The following is a 17,920-nucleotide window of genomic DNA, read 5'->3' on the forward strand; positions in this document are numbered from 1 at the left end:
CGCGCCGTGGCGAGCCTCGTCGCGGTCGTCGTCGCCCATGACAGCGCCGACGTGCTGCCGGCCTGTCTGGCGGCACTGGCGCGGCAGCACGTGCCGGCGATCGTGGTCGACAACGCCAGCCGGGACGCCTCCGTGCCGGTGGCGGAGGCCGCCGGCGCGCGGGTGATCCGCAACGCCCGCAACGAGGGCTACGGCCGCGCCAACAATATCGGCGTCACCGCGGCCGTGACGGCGGAGCGGGTCCTCATCGTCAATCCGGACGTGGTCCTGCAGCCGGGGGCCGTCGATGCGTTGCTGGCGGCGGCCGCCGCTTGGCCGGATGTGGGCCTGCTGGCGCCGCGCCTGGTCGAGCCGGACGGGCGGTTCTTCTACCAGGCGCGCTCGCTGCTGGCGCCGTATCTCACCAACCCGGGGGGACGCCCGGCGCTGCCCGAGGGCGATGCCTGCGCGCCGTTCCTGTCCGGGGCCTGTCTGATGATCGCGCGGGCCCTGTTCCTCGACCTCGGCGGCTTCGATCCGAACATCTTCCTCTTCTACGAGGACGACGACCTCTGTCGGCGCGTAGCCGATGCGGGCCGCGCCCTCGTCCACGTCCACGGCGCCGTGGCTCTGCACGGTCGCGGGCGCTCGTCCGCACCGGAGCTTGGCCGGGTGTTCCGGTCGCGCTGGCATCAGGCGTGGTCGCGGGCCTATGTCAGCCGCAAATACGGCCTGCCCGACCCGAGCGTGTCCCACCTCATGACCAACCTGCCGAAGGTCGCGCTCTCGGCACTCGCCCTGCGCCGGTCCGGGCTGGAGCGGTACGGTGGCTCCGCATCCGGCGCCCTCGCCTTCCTGCGCGGCCGAGACGCCCTGGCCCGCGAGGGGCTGCGCTGATGGCCGGCCCCACGATCGCCACCGCCCTGGCACGCGGCCGCAACGGCTTCACCGGCTTGCGCCTGGCGCTGGCGCTGGCGGTGGTCGTTTCGCACGCCTTCAGCGTCGCTACCGGGGCCGCGGGCGACGAGCCGCTGTCGCGGCTCACCGGCTACACTCTGGGCGAGCACGCGGTGAACGGCTTCTTCGCGGTCTCGGGGTTTCTCGTCACCATGAGCTGCGACCGGCGCGGCCTCAGAGACTACGCGCTGGCCCGCGCCCTGCGGATCCTCCCGGGCTTCGTCGCCGCCACCGTGCTCGTTTCTCTGCTCCTCGGCGCCGCGATGACGCGCCTGCCGCTGAGCGAGTACCTGCGCGATCCAGCCCTCTGGTCGTTCGTGCGCGGGACGCTGACCGCCTTCAAGAGCAACGCCGCGCTGCCCGGCGTCTTCGAGGCCAACCCGTACCGGGCGCCGCTCGGCACGATCTGGACCTTAAAATACGAGTCTCTTTGCTACCTGGGCGTGCTGCTCGCCGCCCTGTGCGGCCTCCTCCGCCGGCGGATCCCGGCGCTCTTGATCGTTGCGGGGCTCGCTGTCGCCTTGACGGCCGCCATAGCTTGGCGTGGCCCCGAGTTGCCGAAGGGTCTGGAGACGGTCCTGCGGCTGCCGCTCATCTTTTCAGCCGGCGCCGGACTGTATCTGTGGCGCGACAGCCTGCGCGTCTCGGGTGTCGTCCTTGCCGGCCTGGCTGTCGCGGCCACGCTCCTCGCTCGAACGCCGGCCTACCCGCCCCTGCTGTTCCTGGCGGAAGCCTACGGCGCCGTGTGGCTCGCCCTCGGGCCGATGGCGCGCGGCCTGTTCGATCCGAGGGCCGACCTGTCCTACGGGATCTATCTCTACGGCTGGCCGGTGCAGCAGAGCCTGCATGCCCTCTGGCCAGAGCCCTCCGGCCTCGCCCTGCTCGCTCCCGCGCTCGCGGTGACGCTGCCGGTGGCGGCGCTGTCCTGGTACGGCGTCGAACGGCCGGCACTGGCGCTCAAGGCGCGGGCGCTCGGCCGACGCAGCCTCGGCACGATCGAGCCGGCCGGGCCGTGAGCACCCTCCCCCCATCGGCCGCGCTGGCCCTTGCCGCACGGCTTCTGGAGGCCGAGGGCTTCGCCATCGTCGCCCGGAACGAGCGCGGTGACAGCCTCTATCTCGCGCTATCTAAGAGCCCCTGGCACCTGCGTCTGTCGAACCATGCACGAACCGCCAAGCAGCGCGCCCGGCGCAATGACATCCTGACGAGCCTGATCATCGATGCGCCCCGCTCGCCGGATCAGGTTCATACGCTGGTCCTGGGGGCATTGAAGAACTTCAGCGCGGCACTGACTCTACGAGAGGCTCAACCCTCGGCCTCGGCCTCGGGCTCGCGAAAGTAGGGTTCGACGGTGCCCTTCAGCTTCACGGTCATCGGGTTGCCGGCCCGGTCGAGGGTCTTGCCGGCCGAGAGGCGGACCCAGCCCTCGCTGACACAGTATTCCTCGACGTTGGTCTTATCGACGCCCTTGAATCGCACGCCGACGCCGCGCTCCAGCATGGCCTCGTCGTAGAACGGGCTGTTCGGGTTCGCGGCCAGGCGGTCGGGAGGCGTGTCGGTCATCATCCGGATCTCGGGTCGGTTTCGTGTGCGGCCCCGCGCGGGTCCGGCAGGGCGAAGGGCTCGCCGGTACGGGAATCCGGCTCGGCGCGCAACGCCGCGAGCAGGTCGGCGATCCGCCCGCTCTGCAGCAGCGGCACCAGCCGCGTCACCGTCGCGTGCGGCCGGTCCCACCAGGCGGTCTCCACCAGCGCCGCCACGGTGGCCTCGTCGAAGCGGTGGCGCACCACCCGGGCCGGGTTGCCGGCGACCACAGCGTAGGCCGGGACGTCCCGGGTCACCACCGCCCGGGCCGCGACCACGGCGCCGTGCCCGATCGTGACGCCGGACAGGATCATGCAGCCGGACCCGAGCCAGACATCGTGCCCGATCACCACGTCGCCGCGCGAGGCGTGGTAATCCGCCGGTGCACGCGCATCCGGGAACAGGCCGCGCATCGCCGCGAACGGGTAGGTGGAGGCCCAGTCGAGCCGGTGGTCGCCGCCGAGCAGGATCTCGACCTTGTCGGCGATGGAACAATAGCGGCCGATCGTCAGGCGACGGCCGCTCTCCGGGAAGCGCACTTTGGGACGCCCGTACGAGTAAGCGCCTATGGAGAAGCCGTGCGCGCCCGCCAGCGCGGCGAGGTGGATCCGCGTCTCGTTATGCGGGTTGCGCCCCCTACGCAGCCGGTGCAACAGACCGGTCACGATGGGATCCGGCGCGGTGCGCGACCGCGTCGTCTCCGGGAAAGTAGGCGAGCTGGAAGGTGAGCGATGGCCGATAACATGTCCGAGGACCTCAAGGCCGGGGCGCTCGTCTACCACCGCCTGCCGCAGCCCGGGAAGCTGGAGATCCAGGCGACCAAGCCGCTCGGCAACCAGCGCGACCTCGCCCTCGCCTACTCGCCCGGCGTCGCAGCCGCCTGCATGGCGATCTACGACGACCCGCAACAGGCTGCCGAACTGACTATCCGCCAGAACCTCGTGGCGGTGCTCACCAACGGTACCGCCGTCCTCGGCCTCGGCGATATCGGCCCGCTCGCCTCCAAGCCGGTGATGGAGGGCAAGGCGGTCCTGTTTAAGAAGTTCGCCGGCATCGACGTGTTCGACATCGAGGTCGACCAGAAGGACGTCAACAAGCTCGTCGACGTCGTCTGCGCGCTCGGGCCGACCTTCGGCGGCATCAACCTGGAGGACATCAAGGCGCCGGAGTGCTTCGAGGTCGAGGAGCAGTGCCGGGCCCGGATGAACATCCCGGTCTTCCACGACGACCAGCATGGCACCGCGATTATCGTGGCGGCGGCGGTCCTCAACGGGCTCGAACTCGCCGGCAAGGCGCTTTCGGATGTCCGCATCGTCACCTCCGGCGCCGGCGCGGCGGCGCTGGCCTGCCTGAACCTGCTCGTCTCGCTCGGCGCGACCCGGGAGAACATCACGGTCACCGACATCAAGGGCGTGGTCTATAAGGGCCGCCCGGAGCTGATGGACCGGTGGAAAGACGTCTACGCCCAAGAGACCGAGGCGCGCACGCTGGCCGAGGTGATCCCGGGGGCGGACGTGTTCATCGGCCTCTCGGCCGGCGGCGTCCTGAAGCCCGAGCTGCTGGAGAAGATGGCGGACAAGCCGCTGATCATGGCGCTCGCCAACCCCTATCCGGAGATCATGCCGGACCTCGCGCAGGCCAAGCGCCCCGACGCGATGATCTGCACCGGCCGCTCGGACTTCCCGAACCAGGTCAACAACGTCCTGTGCTTCCCCTACATCTTCCGTGGGGCGCTCGATGTCGGCGCCACCAGCATCAACGAGGAGATGAAGCAGGCGGCCGTGAAGGCGATCGCGGCGCTCGCCCGCGAGACTCCCTCCGACGTGGTCGCGCGGGCCTATGGCGGCGAGGCACGGCCGTTCGGCCCGGAATCGCTGATCCCCAGCCCGTTCGACCCGCGCCTGATCGTGCGCATCGCCCCGGCGGTGGCCAAGGCCGCGATGGATTCCGGCGTCGCCGGCCGGCCGCTCACGGATTTCAACGCCTACGTCGACAGCCTCGACCGGTTCGTCCACCGGTCCGGCCTCATCATGAAGCCGCTGTTCTCGAAGGCGAAGGCCGACCCCAAGCGGGTGATCTACGCCGAGGGTGAGGACGAGCGGGTCCTGCGCGCCGTCCAGGCGATCGTGGAGGACAAGGTCGCGTTCCCGATCCTGGTCGGGCGCCCGCGCGTGGTCGAATCACGCCTGAAGCGCTTCGGCCTCTCCATTCAGGAGGGTCGCGACTTCGAGCTGATCGATCCCGAGGACGATCCCCGCTACCGCGCCTACGTCCAGACCTATCTGGACGTCGCCGGCCGGCGCGGCATCACCCCGGATGCAGCCCGCACGCTCGTGCGCACCAACAACACCGTGATCGGCGCCATCGCGGTCCGGCGCGGCGAGGCCGACGCCCTGATCTGCGGCCTGGAGGGCCGGTTCGAGACCCGGCTCAGGATCATCCGCGACGTGATCGGCCTGGCGCCCGGCATCGCCCAATGCGCCGCCATGAGCCTGATCGTGACCAGCGAAGGCGCGTACTTCCTGGCCGACACCCATGTCCGCCAGAATCCCACCGCCGAGGAGATCGCCGAGGTCGCCCAGGCCTGCGCCGGCCATGTCAGCCGCTTCGGCCTGACGCCCAAGATCGCCCTGCTGAGCCACTCGGATTTCGGGCAGTCGGATTCCCCCTCGGCCATGAAGATGCGGGAGGCGCTGGCGCTTCTGCAGTCGCGCGACCCGGACCTGATGGTCGACGGCGAGATGCAGGCGGATTCGGCGCTCTCCGAGCTGGTGCGCGACCGGGTGCTGCCGGGCTCGCGCCTCAAGGGCGCGGCCAACGTCCTGATCTTCCCGAACCTCGACGCGGCCAACATCGCGTTCCAGTTCGCCAAGGTTCTGGCGGACGCGCTGCCGGTCGGGCCGCTGCTGATCGGCCCGGCCAAGCCCGCCCACATACTGACGCCGTCGGTTACGGCCCGCGGCATCGTCAACGTCACCGCCGCGGCCGTGGTCGAGGCGCAATCCGAGCCGGCGCCCCTGCCCGGGGGCGAAGCCGGCGCCGGCATGATCTCCGAGTGAACTGAGCGGAACGATCCCGGCAGCTTCGGCTGCAGGGATCGTTCCCAGTCGCGCCTTCAGGCCGCCCGGACGGTGTCGAGGAAGCGGGACACCTCGGCGGTGAGGTGTTCGGATTGCCGCGACAGGTCGGTGGCCGCGCCGAGCACCTGGCTCGCGGCCTTGCCGGTTTCCTCCGCGGCACTGGCGACGCCGGCGATGTTGCTGGTGACTTCCCCTGCGCCCGCTGCCGCCTGCCCGACGTTGCGGACGATCTCCTGGGTTGCGGCCCCCTGCTCCTCGACCGCCGCCGCGATCGAGGTCGCCACGGCGTTGATGTCCCGGATCCGCGCCGTGATCGTGCCGATCGCCGTCACGGCCTGGCCGGTCGAGGCCTGCACTCGCGCGATCTGGCCGGAGATTTCCTCCGTCGCCTTGGCGGTCTGCTCGGCCAGCGCCTTCACCTCGGAGTCGACCACCGCGAAGCCGCGCCCGGCCTCTCCGGCCCGAGCCGCCTCGATCGTGGCGTTCAGCGCCAGCAAGTTGGTCTGCCCGGCGATGTTCGAGATCAACCCGACCACGTCGCCGATCCGCACTACTGCGCTGCAGAGTTCCTGCACCAGCGCGCCGGTCTGCCCGGCTTCGGTGACCGCCCCCAGCGCCAGCTTGGCCGATCCGTCGACCTGCCGGCCGATCTCCTGCACCGAGGAACCCAGCTGCTCCGAGGCGGCCGCCACGGTGTTGACGTTGCTGGCCGCCTGCTCGGCCGCTGCGGCCACCGTCGTCGATTGGCTGGCCGTCTGGTTCGCGGTGGCCGTCAGGGTCTGGGCGGTCGCCTGGAGTTCGGCGGCCGAGGACGAGACCTGACCGATGATGCCGCCGACCGCCGTCTCGAAGGCTTCGGCCATCTGGCGCATGCCGGCCTTGCGTTGCTGCTCCGTTGCCAGGCGCGCCTCAGCGGCCGCGGTTTCCAGCTGACGGTTCCGGATCAGGTTGTCCTTGAACACTTGCACGGCCGCCGCCATGGGCCCGAACTCGTTGCGATACTGTCCGACCGGCACCTCCACGGAGGCGTCGCCCGCGGCGAGGTCCCGCATCGTCGTCGACATCGTCCGGATCGGCCTGAGCACGCCGGCGAAGATGACGACGAGGCCCAGGCCGACCAGGAGGACGACCGCCGCGAGGGCGGCGACGTTGCGGATCAGGATGCCGCGTGCCGCATCGGCCAGGAGGTCGGCGTGCTCGATCATATCGTCGAGGCTCGCGTAGGCGAGATCGACGATGGTGGCCTGCGTCTCGGTATTCCGCTGCCGCAGGTCCTGGAACGTCACGCTCGGCGGCGTTCCCTGGCTCAGGGCGTCGAACACGGCCTTCGCGATGGCCGCGTTCTCGCCCTGGAAGTTCTTGGCGTCGGCATTCTGGAACGCAGACCGAACCGTATCCGAGACGGAGGCGGCGGCCTCGGTGGTGACGGCCCAGGCCGTTTCCAACCGCGCCCGTTCCCCGGCAGCCGCCACGGTCTCGGGCAGGGTCCAGGAGGTGCCGGCCGCCAGCGACGTCTGGACCCGGAGGGCGACGTTTCCGATCGCGACCCGCGCCGCCCAGGCCGCACGCTTGAGGCCGAGATAACGCTGCAGGGCGGCGTCCGAACGGGGGATGGCGCCGTCCACGGCGTTCGTCGTTGCGGTCAGGGCATCGAGCAGCTCTTGATAGGCGGCGAGCATCGCGGGCATCAGCGTCGCGTCGCGTCGCTCCTTGGTGAGGCGCAGGGCCGCGTCGATGCGGGGGCGCAGCGCGTTCACGGCCTCGTGCGCTGCGTTCAGCCGCGTGACGGTCGCGGTCACCGCCGGAACGGTCTGCTCGTGCAGGAGGTCTTGGGCCCTGGCGAAACTCTCGATCATCGCCTGCCGGTTCGTCGCGATCGCCGACAGCGTGTTCGGCGCCGCGGGTTCCTGGCTACCCAGGGCGAGAGTCGAGCCGCGTTCGAGACGCAGTGGCAGGATCGTCTTGAGCAGGCGCCGACTCGTATGGGCCAGGGTGACGGCGAGATTGGCTTGCCGGGCCTGTTCCTGCGCAGAGACGAGCGCAGTCGTCGTATAGCTCAGCAACATCACCGCCAGAGCGGCGATCACCAAGCATAGGAGCGTCCGTATCGAGAACCGTCCAAGCCAACGCATGATCACAATCCGATGGCCGCCCACGGCCTCTGCAGATCCTGATACCTGAAACTTTCTTTCGATGCACCGCATCCTACTGATGCGATGGATTTGCTGTAATTTGATGTTGAGTAACTAAAGAATTATAATAAATGATTAAATAGTTATAGCTTAGACGACGTCATATTATACGGTGGTGCCGACAACACATCGGCTGTTAATAGAGAATTTTTATGCTGGGCCAAAGCTCCGCACCGTCGCAGCGGCGAGGCCGCGCGTTTGTCGCACGCAGGGCTTTCGTGGCGTGCCCCGGGACGTGATGACTGAAGTACCCGCTCGAACAGGCGTCCGCGGTCGCGATCCGGTTTCGGGTTCGGGCCGTCGTACCCGGCCGATCCGGCTCCAGAACCGGCGCGCCTGACAGGCCGGCCGCGTCGGGTCAGGCGGCGGTGTCGATCTCGATGCGCCCGTCCGTCCCGACCACGCGGCCGAGTGCGCGCACCCGGTTCAGAAGGCGGTCGCTGGCGAGAGCGGCCCAATCCCGCGGCATCCGCAGCGTGACCCGGCCATCCTCGACGAGGAGCGGCGCCCGGGTGAGCGCACCGTCCATGCCGGCCGAGATCGGGAACGCCACCCGGAGCATCGCGCCGAGCAGGCGGGCCCGCTCGAACAGGCGCGGACCCGCCACGGTCCGGAGGATTGGGTTGGCTTTTTCCGGGGCGAGGCCGCTGTGGCGGAGCGAGACCGCGAGGGCGAGATAGGCCCGTCCCGGATGGTCCACCCCCACGAAGGCGGCGTTCTGGATCGCCGCGATGCTCTGCTCGTCGCGGTAATCGGGGTGCGCGCGCCAGCCGACATCCGAGAGCAGGCAGCCCGCATGGCGCAGGCGGCGTTCGTCCGCGGTCTCGGGGCCGTCCAGCGTCGCCACGAACCGGTCCGTCCACGCGATCAACTCCTCGCCGTGGCGCGGCGCGCGGGAGCGCAAAGCGTTGAACTCCGCCGCCGAGGCGAGGAGCGGATCGACGAGTCGCGTGTCGCGGTCGAGCTGCTCGAACAGCAAGCCCTCCCGAACCCCGGAGGCCGAGATCGCGACTTCCCGCGGGCGCCCGACCCGGATGATCTCTTCGAGCACCACGGCGCCGTAGGCCAGGAGCGGGCGGCGCGCCTCCGAGATCGTGTCGACGTCCTGGAGCAGGCTGACATCCGTCTGCTCGACGATCTGCAGGAAGCTCATCTCGTCGGTGGGCTCCACCGCGTAGCCGTGCATCACGTGGACCGGGTAGCCGCGCGCCGCCTGATGCAGCCGCGCCAGGGCGCGCCAGGTACCGCCGACCGCGTAGAAGGTCCGGCCGCGCAGGGTCTCGAGCTGCGGCTCGGCCTTGCGCATATGCTCGCGCACGATCTTGGCGGCCTTCTTGATCGACCCGCCGGAGAGGTCCTGCAGGGCGAGGCCACCGAGCGGCATGGTCACGCCCTGGCCGACCACGGTGCCGCGCACGTCCACCAGTTCGAGGGAGCCGCCGCCCATGTCGCCGACCACGCCATCCGGCGCGTGGAAGCCCGAGATCACGCCCATGGCGGACAGCTCCGCCTCACGGCGCCCCGACAGCAGCTGGATCTCCTGGCCGCAGGCGGCTTCGGCGGCGCGCAGGAAGTCCGGCCCGTTCTCAGCGTCCCGGGCCGCTGCCGTCGCCAGCACGAACACCCGGCCGACCCGCATGGTCTCGCACAGCACGCGGAACCGTCCCAGGGCGGTCAGCGCACGGTTGACCGCGTCCTCGTTCAGCCGGCCCGTGGTCAGCACGTTGCGGCCCAGGCCGCACAGGACCTTCTCGTTGTAGAGCGGCGTCGGCGCGCGGCTCAGGCCGTCATAGGCGACGAGCCGCACCGAGTTCGAGCCGATATCGATGATCGCCACCGGCGGCCGCGGATCGCGCGAAGGCCGGTCGGCGGAATGCGCGAGGGTGAGGTTGGCGCGAGGGCTGCCCAAACGTCCGAGTCCTTGATGGAACGTGGCCGGCCGGACCGGCGGGCCGCGTGTGCAATCCGAAGCCGCAACCGAGATCGGCTCCACGTCGATGATTCGCTGCGCTCGCGGCCGAACCGGGATCCCTGGCGACGGCGCAAGCTCTAAGCCCAATCGGGCCGGCAGAGCAACGTTTCGGCCGCCCGGCCCTTTCACCGGGCGGAGTTTCCGGACGCAGACCCGCACAACATGGTCCCGAAACCTGTCGAGCGTCCCGCGCATCGGCCGGTGCACTTAGGCGCGCTGAGCCCGACGGCTCAGAGCGCGGGGACTCGACTTCTTCGATGCCTTGCCCCGGCCGGAAAGACTTGGATTCGTCATGAAGTACTTGTGCGCGTTGAACGGTTCCTCACCGTCCGCCGGCTGGATCCGCTCGCAGCCCCCGGAGGCCAGCAGCCGCCAGCTCTGACGGTTGTCCAGGAGGTTGGCCAGCATGATCTGGTCGAGGACCTGCTGGTGCACGGTCGGGTTCGTGATCGGCAGCATAGCCTCGACCCGGCGGTCGAGGTTGCGGCTCATCAGGTCGGCCGACGAGATGTAGATCGTCGCCTTCGGGTGCGGCAGCCCGACGCCGTTGCCGAAGGCGTAGATCCGCCCGTGCTCCAGGAAGCGCCCGACGATCGACTTGACCCGGATCGTCTCGGACAGCCCCGGGATGCCCGGCCGCAGGCAGCAGATGCCGCGCACCACGCAATCGATCTGCACGCCGGCCGAGGACGCATCGTACAGCGCGTCGATGATCTGCGCGTCGACGAGGGAGTTGCACTTGATCCAGATCGCCGCCGGCCGGCCGGCCTTGGCGTGGGCGACCTCGGCCTCGATGTTCTCCAGCAGCCGGTTCTTCATCGTCAGGGGCGAGACCGACATCCGCTCCAGTTCGGCGGGCTCGGCGTAGCCGGTGATGAAGTTGAAGATCCGCGAGACGTCCCGGGCGATCGCCGGGTCGGCCGTGAAGAACGACAGGTCCGTGTAAACGCGCGCCGTGATCGGGTGATAGTTGCCGGTGCCGACATGGCAGTAGGTCACGAGCTTGTCGCCCTCGCGCCGGACCACCAGCGACAGCTTGGCGTGGGTCTTCAGCTCGACGAAGCCGAACACCACCTGCGCGCCAGCCTTCTCCAGGTTGCGCGCCCAGCGGATGTTGGCCTCCTCGTCGAACCGGGCCTTCAGCTCGACGAGCGCGGTGACCGACTTGCCGAGTTCGGCGGCCTCCGCGAGCGCCGCGACGATCGGGGAGTTCGACGAGGTGCGATAGAGCGTCTGCTTGATCGCCACGACGTTCGGGTCCCGGGCCGCCTGGGCCAGGAACTGCACCACCGAATCGAAGGATTCGTAGGGGTGGTGGACGATGAAGTCCTTCTGGCGGATCGCCGCGAACACGTCGCCGCCGCTCTCGCGGATCCGCTCGGGAAAGCGCGGGTTGTAGGGCTTGAACTTCAGGTCCGGCCGGTCGATCCCGACGATCTGGGACAGCTCGTTGAGGGCGAGCATGCCCTCGATCAGGAAGATCGCGTCCGCTGAAATCTCGAGTTCGTCGGCGACGAAACCGCGGAGGTCTTCGGACATGCCGGACTCGACCTCGAGGCGGATCACGACGCCCCGGCGGCGCTGCTTCAGGGCGGTCTCGAAATGCAGGACGAGGTCCTCTGCCTCCTCCTCGATCTCGAGATCCGAATCCCGCACCACCCGGAACGCGCCGCTGCTCTTGACCAGATAGCCCGGGAACAGCCGACCGGTGAACATCCCGATCACCTGCTCGATCGAGATCAGGCGCGCGGCGGTCTCACTCTGGCTGGTGGGCAGGCGAACGAACCGGTCGATGACGCCGGGAACCCGGATCAGGGCCCGCAGCAGCCGGCCGTCGCGCGGCCGCACCAGCGCCAGCGCGATGGTGGTGCCGAGGTTGGGGATGAACGGGAACGGGTGCGCCGGATCGATCGCGAGCGGCGTCAGGACCGGTGAGACATGGTTGAGGAAGTATTCCTCCAGCCAGGCGGCCTGCTCGGCGGTGAGGGCGGCGGGCTCGACGATCTCGATCTCGGAGGCCTGCAGTTCCACCCGGAGCTGGCGCCAGCGCGCCTGCTGGTCAGCGGCGAGCCGCGCCACCTCGATACCGATCCGGTTCAGTTGCTCGGACGGCGTTAGCCCGTCCTGGGACGGGAGCGTCAGACCGGCCCGGACCTGGTCGATCAGGCCGGCCACGCGGACCATGAAAAACTCGTCGAGGTTGTTCGCCGAGATCGACAGGAAGCGCAGGCGCTCCAGAAGCGGATGGTTCGGGTTGGAGGCCTCCTCCAGCACCCGGCGGTTGAATTGCAGCCAGGACAGCTCGCGGTTCACGAACCGCTCGGGGGAATGCCGGAGAGAGCGCCCGGCCTCGACCACGGGTTCCCGCGCCGCGCCGGCCGGCTGCTCCACCGGTGCCGCCGGGACGGTGGGCCATTCGTCGGCGGTATCGATCGGTACAGGCTTCGTCTCAGCGGTTGCACCGGGTGCCGCGGCGGCCATCGCTTTCGGGTTGGTGTCGCTCGTCACCGCAGCGCTCTTGACGGCCGCGCTCCGCGAGGCCGTACGAGAGGCGGGAGCGCGCGCCCGCGGAGCCGGTGCGCTCGCATCGGCCGTGTCCTCGGCCGGTTGGCTCGACGCGGCCGTGCGGTTGGCCGGCGCGCGTCTGGCGGCGGGGCGGCGTGGGGCCGGATCGGTCGCGTCGGGCCGACGGGGCTCCGCGGCCTCGTCGGCGGCGTCGCGGTCCATGGGCTTCTGCGTCGATTCCATTCCGATTCCTGTCCTTGCCGCTGCCGGCGCGTCTACCATTCTACACCCGTAGCTTTCACGACGCTTTCGTGACGGCCACGGCTTTCCGCTTCTAAGCGTCCGGATCGAACTCGTCGTCGAACCCCATGCGGCGTAGCACGGCCAGCGCCAGAGGCCGGCTGATCCGCCGCCCGCGTCCGAGCGCGTCCCGATCCAGTTCGGCGACGAGATCCCGCGCGCGTCCCAAGGAGCGGTCGATCCGCAGCGCCAATGCCTCGATCACGCTGAGATCCACCACCAGCTGACGGTCGACGAACAGCTTGACCAGGACGGCGCGCAGCAGCGCGTCGTCCGGCGCCTCGATGGCGATGCTCGGCGCCAGGCGCAGCCGCGAACGCAGGTCCGGCGTCACGAGGCCCAGGGCGTCGATGCCGGAGGCACTGGTCAGCAGGACCGGACACGCCCGCTCGCGGGCGCGGTTGAGCAGATGGAACAGGGCCGCCTCGTCGCGCCCCTCCGCGCGATCGATATCCTCGATCACCAGCGCGCCGTTCGAGACGAGGTGCTGGACCGCATCCGCCCCGATTTCGGAGGCTGCGGCCGTCCAGGCATGGGCCCGCTCGGCCCAGATCGCCGCGAGGTGGCTCTTGCCGCTGCCCGAGGGGCCGGTCAGCACCAGCACGCTGTCGGGCCAGTCCGGCCAGGCTTCGACCAGCGCGTAGGCCGCCTCGTTCGCCGGCCCGACCAGGAAGTCCTCGCGGCCGTACCGGGGATCGAGGGGCAGGTCGAAGGCCAGCTGCCGGGGTGGTGCGTTCTCGCGCATGGGGTGCCCAGATCGATCGTTCAGGATGACCGCGTCTTGGTGGCGGTCAAGGTCCGGCCGGCCTCGTCGTTCAGGTCGATCAGCACCGGTTGCTCGGCATGATAGAGGCGGCTTTGAAGATAGCGCTTCAGGGCGAACCGCACGAGTACGCCGAGCGAGGCCGCCACCGGCACCGCGAGCAGCAGGCCCACGAAGCCGAACAGGGTTCCGAAGGCGAGCAGCGCGAACATCAGCCAGACCGGATGCAGGCCGGTCGACTCGCCCACCAGTTTCGGAGCTATCACGTTGCCCTCGAGGAACTGGCCGATCAGGAACACGCCCACGGTCAGCCCCAGATGCAGCCAGTCCGAGGACGGCCAGAACTGCACCAGGGCGACCCCGACCGAGAGCATGAAGCCGGTGAGCGTCCCGACATACGGGATGAAGGTCAGGAGGCCGGCGATCAGCCCGATCAGAACCCCGAAATTGAGCCCGACCAGCCAGAGGCCGACGGCGTAGAAGCTGCCGAGGATCAGGCAGACCAGGGTCTGGCCGCGCACGAAGCCGGTGATCGCGCCGTCGATCTGGCGTGCGAGGTCGCGCACCGTGGCCCGGTGCCGGGGGGGCACCCAGCTGTCCAGAGCCGCCATCATCCGATCCCAGTCGACAAGGATGTAGAAGGCCACGACCGGGGTCACCACCAGCAGCGACGCGATCGAGATCAGCGCCTGGCTGCCTGACCAGATCGACTTGAGGAACGCGAGCAGCCACGCGCCGCCCTGGCTCGCCAGCGTGCCAACGGAGGATTGCAGCTCGGTGAGCACGTTGTCGCCGCCGACGCGCTCCAGCAGCGGCCCGGCGCGCTCGGCGATGATCCCCTGGAGCCGCGAGACCATCGCGGGCAGCGCGTTCACCAAGCCCGCGACCTGATTGGCGGTCAGCGGGATCAGGATCAGCAGCGACACGATCAGCGCCACGACGAACAGCGCCAGGATCAGCAGGCTCGCGGCAAGGCGGCCAAGGCCCAGGCGCTCCAGGCGGTCCGCCAGCGGATCGAGCAGGTACGCCAGCGCGATGCCGGCCACGAACGGCAGCATCACCTCGCGCAGCAGGTAGACCAGGAGGCCGAGGGCGACGAGGCTCCCCAGCCCGATGACAGCCCGTGCGCGCATGATGTCGTCCCCCCTCGGGCCGCATAGCACGCCCTGTCGCAGAGTGGAGATCGGGCAGGTCCCGATCAAGGCACGCGCCAGCCGACTCGCGCAGCGCGCTGGAAGCCGCTAGAGCGGACCCGATGATGACCGGGACGACGCTGGCATGACCGCCAAGGATGGACAGGGACTGACCTACGCGGAGGCGGGCGTCGATATCGACGCCGGCAACGCGATGGTCGAGACGATCAAGCCGTTGGTGCGCTCGACGCGGCGGCCGGGGGCGGATGCCGAGATCGGCGGCTTCGGCGGCCTGTTCGATCTGAAGGCCGCGGGGTTCCGCGACCCGATCCTGGTTGCGGCCAACGACGGCGTCGGCACCAAGGTCAAGATCGCGATCGAGACCGGTCGCCATGACACGATCGGCATCGATCTGGTGGCGATGTGCGTCAACGACCTCGTGGTCCAGGGCGCCGAGCCGCTGTTCTTCCTGGATTATTACGCCACCGGCAAGCTGGTGCCCGGCGTCGGCGCCGACATCGTGCGCGGTATCGCCGAGGGCTGCCGGCAGGCCGGATGCGCACTAATCGGCGGCGAAACCGCCGAGATGCCGGGCCTTTACGACGGCTCGGATTACGACCTCGCCGGCTTCTCGGTGGGCGCTGCCGAGCGCGGCACGCTGCTGCCGAAGCCCGGTATCCGACCCGGCGACGTGGTGCTCGGCCTGCCCTCCTCCGGCGTCCATTCCAACGGCTTCTCGCTCGTCCGCCGCATCGTCGCCAAGACCGGCCTGGGCTGGGACGCGCCGGCCCCGTTCGACGCGAGCCGCAGCCTCGGAGACGCCCTGCTGGAGCCGACCCGGATCTACGTGAAGCCCCTGCTGTCCGCCCTGGAGGCGACCGACGGCATCCGCGCGCTCGCGCACATCACCGGCGGCGGCTTCCCCGACAACCTGCCTCGGGTGCTGCCGGACGATATCGGCATCGCCATCGACCTCAACGCCATCACCCCGCCCCCGGTGTTCGGCTGGCTCGCCCGCGAGGGCGGTGTCGCCGAGGCGGAGATGCTGCGGACCTTCAACTGCGGCATCGGCATGGTGGTGATCGCCGCCGCCGAGGCGGTCGACGACGTCGACGAGGCCCTGACCCGGGCCGGCGAGGCGCCGGTGCGCCTTGGCCGGATCACCGCGCGCGGCTCCGAGCCCGTGACCTTCAGCGGACGCCTCGCGCTCTGATGGCCGCCCCCCGGAAGACCCGCGTCGCGGTCCTGATCTCGGGCCGCGGCTCGAACATGGTCGCGCTGATCGAGGCTGCGAAGGATCCGGCCTACCCGGCCGAGATCGTGCTGGTCCTGTCGAACCGTCCGGATGCCGCCGGCCTTGCGCGGGCGACGGCGTCCGGGATTCCGGCCCGGGCGATCGACCACACCGGTTTCCGGGATCGGGCCAGCTTCGATGCCGCCCTCGACGCCGAACTCCGGGCCGCCGACATCGACCTCGTCTGCCTTGCCGGATTCATGCGGATCTTCACGCCGGACTTCGTAGCCGGCTGGGCCGGGCGGATGCTCAACATCCACCCCTCGCTGCTGCCGCTGTTCAAGGGGACCCACACGCACGCCCAGGCGCTCGAAGCCGGCGTGCGGCTGCATGGCTGCACGGTTCACTTCGTGGTGCCCGAACTCGATGCCGGGCCGATCGTGGCGCAGGCCGCGATCCCGGTGCGCCAGGGCGACGACCCGGACAGTCTCGCCGATCGGGTGATCGTCGAGGAGCGGCGGCTCTATCCCGCGGTGCTGGCGCTGGTGGCCGGGGGACGTGCCCGGCTGGAGGGCGACCGCGTCGTCATCGCCGACACCGCACCGGACGGCGTCCTGTTCAGCCTGTAGCGGGATCCCGAAGGGACAAGCCCCTTCGGGAGGGGCCGGGGCCGCGCCCCGGGAGGATCAGATCGGCCGCTGCAGCTTGCAGCTGTCGAGCGCCGACAGGGCCTTGGCGCGGGCGGAATCGTTGAAGTAGCCGGTCGCCCGGTAGGACTCGACCTCAGACTCGTCGAGGCTGCGCAGGGTCTGCCGGGCGTAGCAGCCGCAGGGACGCTCGAGGGACGCCTCGGGGGCGCTGGTCAGCCGGGCCTGGACGACCGTGCAGGCATGGCGCACGCGGCCTTCGAGGCTGGCCTTCGTGGCCGTCTTCAGCGCCGGATCCGGCTCGTACTGCTGGAACGGGGCCGGGGATCCGCCCGCGAGGGCGGCGGTCGCGCCGATCGCGATCAGGCCGGACGCGATCAGCAGGGGCAGGCGGCGCATCGTCATGGTCTTGGCGGTCCAGGGCTGAGGGTCAAATAACCTCGGCCGTTGGACGCCGCGGGGCGCCGCTCCGTCAATGACGGACCGGACACACCGGGCGGCATTCACCCCGCTGCCGGGGGGAATGCGACGGGATGGCGGAACGGTGTGCCCGACCCGCCACCCCGGCCTCCGCTTCAGGCGGCGATATCGGAATCCTTGAAGAACTGCGCGATCTCGAGCTTGGCGTTCTCGGCGCTGTCCGAGCCGTGCACGGTGTTCTCACCGACGGACTCGGCGAACCGCTTCCGGATCGTGCCCTCGGCGGCCTGGGCCGGGTTCGTGGCGCCCATCACTTCGCGGTACTTGGCGACGGCGTTCTCGCCCTCGAGCACCTGCACGACCACCGGGCCGGAGGTCATGAAGCTGACGAGCTCGCCGAAAAAGGGCCGCTCCTTGTGGACCTCATAGAACTTTTCGGCCTGCTCCTGGGTCAGGCGGATGCGGCGCTGGCCGACGATGCGCAGGCCCGCCTCCTCGATCACCGCGTTCACGGCGCCGGTCAGGTTGCGCCGGGTGGCGTCGGGCTTGAGGATCGAGAAGGTGCGCTCGGTTGCCATGGTGTGTCCGGTCTGTCTGTGAAAAAGGCGGAGGGTGCGCGCCGGGCTGACGGGCGCATCTCAGGCGCGAAAATTTCGCTTCCGCCGCAGGCTTATAGCGGGCGCCCTACCGGGCCTCAAGCGGCGCACGGACTGGGCTCTGCCGGCGATCGCGGCGTCGCGCCGAATCCGGGAGCCGAAGCTCAGGCGGTGGCCGAGCTCTTCCTCGAACGCGCGGCTTTCTTCCGCGGGCCGGCAGCCGGCATCGCGAAGGTCGCATCCGGCCTGCCCGGCAGGCTGACGACGATCCTGACCTTTCCGCCGAGGGCGGAAGCGATGCGGGCGATGGTGGAAACCTGCATGTCCGCGGACGGATTACGTTCAAGCTTGGCCACGTAGGCTTGAGAGGTCTCCAGCGCCTGCGCCAGTTCTGCCTGCGTCATCCCCATGTCGCGCCGGAACTGCGCCAAGGTTCGGCTCTCCTGGACAAGCAGGTCCGCATGGGCCTGGATCTCCGCCTGATCGCCTGGGGAAAACTCCGCCAGGATGTCGGTGAGCGGTACGATGGTTCCGCGCTGCGCGTCCTTTGTCATCTGA

At 69.8% G+C, this 17,920-nt stretch carries 16 protein-coding genes; 6 read left to right on the forward strand and 10 right to left on the reverse strand.

Annotated elements, in window-relative coordinates; translation table 11 throughout:
• Positions 1 to 6: 6 nt before the first annotated feature.
• From ACYQPG_RS24020 to ACYQPG_RS24030, 3 genes are read left to right on the forward strand one after another with little or no spacing between them, the layout of a single operon-like run.
• Positions 7 to 876 carry a glycosyltransferase family 2 protein gene (locus ACYQPG_RS24020; protein ID WP_461231900.1) on the forward strand — a complete coding sequence of 290 codons (870 nt, stop codon included), beginning with the start codon at positions 7 to 9 and terminating at the stop codon, positions 874 to 876.
• Positions 876 to 1,952: an acyltransferase family protein gene (locus tag ACYQPG_RS24025; RefSeq protein WP_461231901.1), complete on the forward strand. Its 1,077-nt coding sequence runs from the start codon at positions 876 to 878 to the stop codon at positions 1,950 to 1,952. The genes ACYQPG_RS24020 and ACYQPG_RS24025 overlap by 1 nt, the downstream gene beginning before the upstream one ends.
• A complete protein-coding gene (locus ACYQPG_RS24030; RefSeq protein ID WP_147937873.1) occupies positions 1,949 to 2,278 on the forward strand; it encodes a hypothetical protein in 330 nt (109 codons plus the stop codon). Before ACYQPG_RS24025 ends, ACYQPG_RS24030 begins: the two co-directional genes overlap by 4 nt.
• Here ACYQPG_RS24030 and ACYQPG_RS24035 read toward each other — a convergent pair.
• Both ACYQPG_RS24035 and ACYQPG_RS24040 read right to left on the reverse strand, forming a co-directional pair.
• Positions 2,242 to 2,499 carry a DUF3297 family protein gene (locus ACYQPG_RS24035; RefSeq protein ID WP_147937874.1) on the reverse strand — a complete coding sequence of 86 codons (258 nt, stop codon included), beginning with the start codon at positions 2,497 to 2,499 and terminating at the stop codon, positions 2,242 to 2,244. The genes ACYQPG_RS24030 and ACYQPG_RS24035 overlap by 37 nt on opposite strands.
• Positions 2,499 to 3,173, reverse strand: a complete 675-nt coding sequence (locus ACYQPG_RS24040) for a CatB-related O-acetyltransferase (RefSeq protein ID WP_461232504.1) — start codon at positions 3,171 to 3,173, stop codon at positions 2,499 to 2,501. Before ACYQPG_RS24040 ends, ACYQPG_RS24035 begins: the two co-directional genes overlap by 1 nt.
• Positions 3,174 to 3,251: 78 nt before the next feature.
• Between ACYQPG_RS24040 and ACYQPG_RS24045 the strand changes: the two genes are divergently transcribed.
• Positions 3,252 to 5,579, forward strand: coding sequence for an NADP-dependent malic enzyme (locus ACYQPG_RS24045; RefSeq protein WP_461231902.1), 2,328 nt, complete (start codon positions 3,252 to 3,254; stop codon positions 5,577 to 5,579).
• Between the two features lie 56 nt (positions 5,580 to 5,635).
• On the opposite strand, the gene ACYQPG_RS24050 is transcribed toward ACYQPG_RS24045, so the two are convergent.
• The 5 genes from ACYQPG_RS24050 to ACYQPG_RS24070 all read right to left on the reverse strand — a co-directional run bounded on the left by ACYQPG_RS24050 (position 5,636) and on the right by ACYQPG_RS24070 (position 14,465).
• Positions 5,636 to 7,732, reverse strand: coding sequence for a methyl-accepting chemotaxis protein (locus tag ACYQPG_RS24050; protein ID WP_461231903.1), 2,097 nt, complete (start codon positions 7,730 to 7,732; stop codon positions 5,636 to 5,638).
• Between the two features lie 418 nt (positions 7,733 to 8,150).
• On the reverse strand, positions 8,151 to 9,701 hold the full coding sequence (ppx, locus tag ACYQPG_RS24055; protein WP_419830410.1) for an exopolyphosphatase: 1,551 nt from the start codon (positions 9,699 to 9,701) through the stop codon (positions 8,151 to 8,153).
• A gap of 270 nt (positions 9,702 to 9,971) precedes the next feature.
• Positions 9,972 to 12,512, reverse strand: coding sequence for an RNA degradosome polyphosphate kinase (locus tag ACYQPG_RS24060; protein WP_461231904.1), 2,541 nt, complete (start codon positions 12,510 to 12,512; stop codon positions 9,972 to 9,974).
• Between the two features lie 91 nt (positions 12,513 to 12,603).
• A complete protein-coding gene (locus tag ACYQPG_RS24065; protein ID WP_461231905.1) occupies positions 12,604 to 13,314 on the reverse strand; it encodes a P-loop NTPase family protein in 711 nt (236 codons plus the stop codon).
• Between the two features lie 20 nt (positions 13,315 to 13,334).
• Complete coding sequence (locus ACYQPG_RS24070) at positions 13,335 to 14,465, reverse strand: AI-2E family transporter (RefSeq protein WP_419830412.1); 1,131 nt, start codon at positions 14,463 to 14,465, stop codon at positions 13,335 to 13,337.
• 145 nt (positions 14,466 to 14,610) lie between these two features.
• Between ACYQPG_RS24070 and purM the strand changes: the two genes are divergently transcribed.
• Both purM and purN read left to right on the forward strand, forming a co-directional pair.
• Positions 14,611 to 15,678: a phosphoribosylformylglycinamidine cyclo-ligase gene (gene purM, locus ACYQPG_RS24075; protein ID WP_419830413.1), complete on the forward strand. Its 1,068-nt coding sequence runs from the start codon at positions 14,611 to 14,613 to the stop codon at positions 15,676 to 15,678.
• Positions 15,678 to 16,328 carry a phosphoribosylglycinamide formyltransferase gene (gene purN / locus ACYQPG_RS24080; protein ID WP_419830414.1) on the forward strand — a complete coding sequence of 217 codons (651 nt, stop codon included), beginning with the start codon at positions 15,678 to 15,680 and terminating at the stop codon, positions 16,326 to 16,328. Before purM ends, purN begins: the two co-directional genes overlap by 1 nt.
• 57 nt (positions 16,329 to 16,385) lie before the next feature.
• On the opposite strand, the gene ACYQPG_RS24085 is transcribed toward purN, so the two are convergent.
• From ACYQPG_RS24085 to ACYQPG_RS24095, 3 genes are all read right to left on the reverse strand, one after another.
• Complete coding sequence (locus ACYQPG_RS24085) at positions 16,386 to 16,751, reverse strand: hypothetical protein (RefSeq protein ID WP_147906581.1); 366 nt, start codon at positions 16,749 to 16,751, stop codon at positions 16,386 to 16,388.
• Between the two features lie 170 nt (positions 16,752 to 16,921).
• Positions 16,922 to 17,344, reverse strand: coding sequence for a nucleoside-diphosphate kinase (ndk, locus tag ACYQPG_RS24090; RefSeq protein ID WP_147856474.1), 423 nt, complete (start codon positions 17,342 to 17,344; stop codon positions 16,922 to 16,924).
• Between the two features lie 182 nt (positions 17,345 to 17,526).
• A complete protein-coding gene (locus tag ACYQPG_RS24095) occupies positions 17,527 to 17,916 on the reverse strand; it encodes a helix-turn-helix domain-containing protein (protein WP_419830415.1) in 390 nt (129 codons plus the stop codon).
• Positions 17,917 to 17,920 lie beyond the last annotated feature (4 nt).

It is taken from the genome of Methylobacterium sp. CM6246 (genome assembly GCF_054818005.1).